The organism is Arthrobacter sp. H41, from assembly GCF_000520535.1.
GTDB lineage: Bacteria > Actinomycetota > Actinomycetes > Actinomycetales > Micrococcaceae > Arthrobacter_D.
The window spans coordinates 35,905-38,873 of sequence record NZ_KI914765.1; the positions used below are offsets into that span (position 1 = coordinate 35,905).

The 2,969-nt window shown below is 64.6% G+C and carries 3 protein-coding genes; all 3 read right to left on the reverse strand.

Annotated elements, in window-relative coordinates; translation table 11 throughout:
* The coding region (locus tag Y705_RS22940) for an NYN domain-containing protein (protein ID WP_253908460.1) at nucleotides 1-636 on the reverse strand (636 nt) is incomplete at its 3' end.
* 212 nt (nucleotides 637-848) lie between these two features.
* On the reverse strand, nucleotides 849-1,883 hold the full coding sequence (locus Y705_RS0103085) for a TerC family protein (protein WP_026531797.1): 1,035 nt from the start codon (nucleotides 1,881-1,883) through the stop codon (nucleotides 849-851).
* 145 nt (nucleotides 1,884-2,028) lie between these two features.
* A partial coding sequence (locus Y705_RS22135) for a hypothetical protein (RefSeq protein WP_216698724.1) occupies nucleotides 2,029-2,969 on the reverse strand: 941 nt, incomplete at its 5' end.

A 2,969-nucleotide genomic window follows, 5' to 3' on the forward strand; every position in this document is an offset into this window, starting at 1 on the left:
CGAGGCCGGCGGCTTGGGCACGGGCCGGTGCTGGGCGCCGAGCCGGACCGGGAAGGGAACCGGCGTGGGCCGAGGTTCGTCACCGACGGCATTCGTGAAACATTCAACGATGAGCTCGGCCGGCAGAGTGATGATGCTGTCCACCCGGAGTGCGAGATGCTCCGCCACAGACCTGACCCCGAGCCTGTGGTCCGGATTATCGACACCGACGAGGACCACCTTCATGCCCAGATCCTGAGCTGCCTCGACAGCTTCTGCCAGGTCGTCATCACCCGACACCAGGTAGGCGACCGAGGCCGACCTGTTCCTGGCTATTCCGACCAGATCCAACCCGAGCTTGAGGTCCACACCCTTCTGATCCCCGTTGAACGAGATTCGACCCAGCCGAACCTTCACATCGGGTAGGAGACCGATTCGCTTGTGCTGGTCCGTGAAAAGTGCATCTTTGGAAGCGTCATACCAGTAAACCCTCAGCAGGCCCAGCCCCGAATGTTCGAATGTCCGGGCGAGGAGCCCCTGAACCAGCCTCACGTAGTCGACCTGAAACGCGGTCCGCAGGGACGTGCCGGCGACTTGGGTGCCCCCCACTGCGAGAAGAAAACCGGCATCAACGAAGATCACGCTCTGAGAGACCATGGCGTCGATCGTACAGGCGCAGGACAAACATGCGAATCAGACCTGCCGGTAGAACCGTACCCCATCCGAACTTACTGCCACCGTGTCCCGGCCGCAGTACCGCGGCGGCAGAAGTCCTCCGTCGCCTGTGGCGGAGGGTCATGCGCGAGTACGAAAAGGGGGAACGGACCAGCGGCCCGTTCCCCCTTCGACAGCTGCAGCTGCCCCCGGTATTAGTGGGGGTCCTCCTGGGCTGCCTTCTGCGCGTCAGCCGCGAGGTCGGCGTCGATGGAGGCCTGGCGCGCCTTCGGGCTCAGCAGGCTCGCGACCACTGCGACGACGATGGTGAACACGATGACGGCGAGTGACACGAAGGTGGGAATCTCGGGTGCCCATTCGATGTGCTGGCCGCCGTTGATGAACGGCAGTTCGTTGACGTGCATCGCGTGGAGGACGAGCTTCACGCCGATGAACGCGAGGATCACGGACAGCGCATGCTTCAGGTAGATCAACCGGGTCATCAGGCCGCCCAGCAGGAAGTACAGCTGGCGAAGACCCATGAGCGCGAAGATATTGGCCGTGAAGACGATGAAGGCGCTCTGGGTGAGGCCAAAGATCGCCGGGATGGAGTCGACCGCGAAGAGCAGGTCGGTCAGCCCGATGGTGACGAAGACGATGAGCATCGGTGTGAAGACCTTCTTGCCGTCGACCACCGTGCGGAGCTTGCCGCCGTCGTAGTGATCTGACATCGGCACCACGGTGCGGAGCTTCTTGATCAGCTTGTTCTCGCCGGCACCCTCTTCATCCTCGCCGGAATCCGTGGCCTGCTTGTAGGCGGTGTAGAGCAGGAACGCGCCGAAGATGTAGAAGATCCAGCTGAAGTTCTCGATCACGGCAGCGCCCAGGGCGATGAAGATGCCACGGAGCACCAGCGCGATGATGATGCCTACCATCAGCACCTCCTGCTGGTATTTCCGGGGAACCGAGAAGCGGGCCATGATGATGATGAAGACGAAGAGGTTGTCGATGCTGAGGCTGTACTCGGTGATCCAGCCGGCCACGAACTGGCCGCCGTATTCGGCGCCGGTGAAGTAGAACATGAGCGCGGCGAAGATCAGGGCGAGGCTCACATAGAAGCCCACCCACAGGCCGGCTTCCTTCATGGAGGGCTCGTGGGGCCGCTTGACGACCAGCAACAGGTCGAACAACAGAATAATGCCGAGGACGACGAACGTGCCGACCTCGAATGCGAGTGGTAAAGCGGGCATGGATAACCTTCCAGGGCTGCGACGGAATGGCGTAAGTCTCTCCGCCGTGGCGCTGTGCCGGCCGACCGCTACGCCCGGCGGGGCTGCACTGCCCCGCGTGTTGACGTTCGTAGCGCTTGGGATACTCCCCTACGTGCGCTCCATGTTACCGGTTGCGCGCGGACTCCGCCGAAAGATCGTCCCAGGCCGCGAGCCGCTGGACGTGATCCACGATCTCCGGTTCGTCCCAATACCGCCCGTGGCCGCGCACGTCACCGTCCGCATCGACGGCCGGCAGTTCGACGTTGACGGCTCCGGCGACCGGGAAACCGATGGGGTCCGTGGGCCGCCAGAAGTTGACCCAACTCGTGCAGCGCCCTGCCAGTATTGCGAACCAGCCGGGCGGGAAATAGCCGGGAAAGAAGACGGCGTAGAGGGACGCCAGCGGGGAACCGGTGGTGACCAGATGCCGCTCACCCGTTCCGATGCCGTCGAGCCTCGCCTTTTCGCTGCCGGCCAGCAGCCAGGCGGCGAGGACGCTCCCCTGGCTGTGCGCCACGAGGGCGACCCTGGTTGCTCCGGCGGATTCGAGTTGCGACCCGAGCCCCGCCACCACCCGATTCCGGTATGAAGCCCAGACGGTCGAGGACGCCCGCACCGGCCAGAAACCCGCGATATCGGCCACTTTCCCCAGGACCTCCTGAACGGGCTGGACCTGGCGCAGAAGGAGCGTGAGCACAACGGCCGCCCCCGCAACCTGCAGCAGGAGTACCGCAAGGGCCAGCCACACCCCGTCGAGCACGCCCTCGCCGAAGCTGATGGCGAGAGCCATTGCCGCACCTGCCGACACCGAGCCCACAGGAATCCCCAGGGGAAGGAGGTGGGCGGCGTCCCCGATGACCCGGTGCCACCACAGGCGCCTTCGAAGCCGCCCCCTCCACAGCGCGCCGAGGCCACCGGCATGCCGATGGCCTCGGCGGATGAGCACGACGACAGCCGCTGCGAGAACGAACGCCGTCAATGCGATCAGTGCCAGGAAAGGGAACAGGTCGAGCCGACTGTCGCCGAGGTCCAGTGGCTCGTCCCGGGCGAGCAGGACCCGCGGGC

Coding starts and splice junctions, on each gene's coding strand:
- Y705_RS0103085 (WP_026531797.1), bottom strand. CDS start 1,883: ATGCCCGCTTTACCACTCGCATTCGAGGTCGGCACGTTCGTCGTCCTC.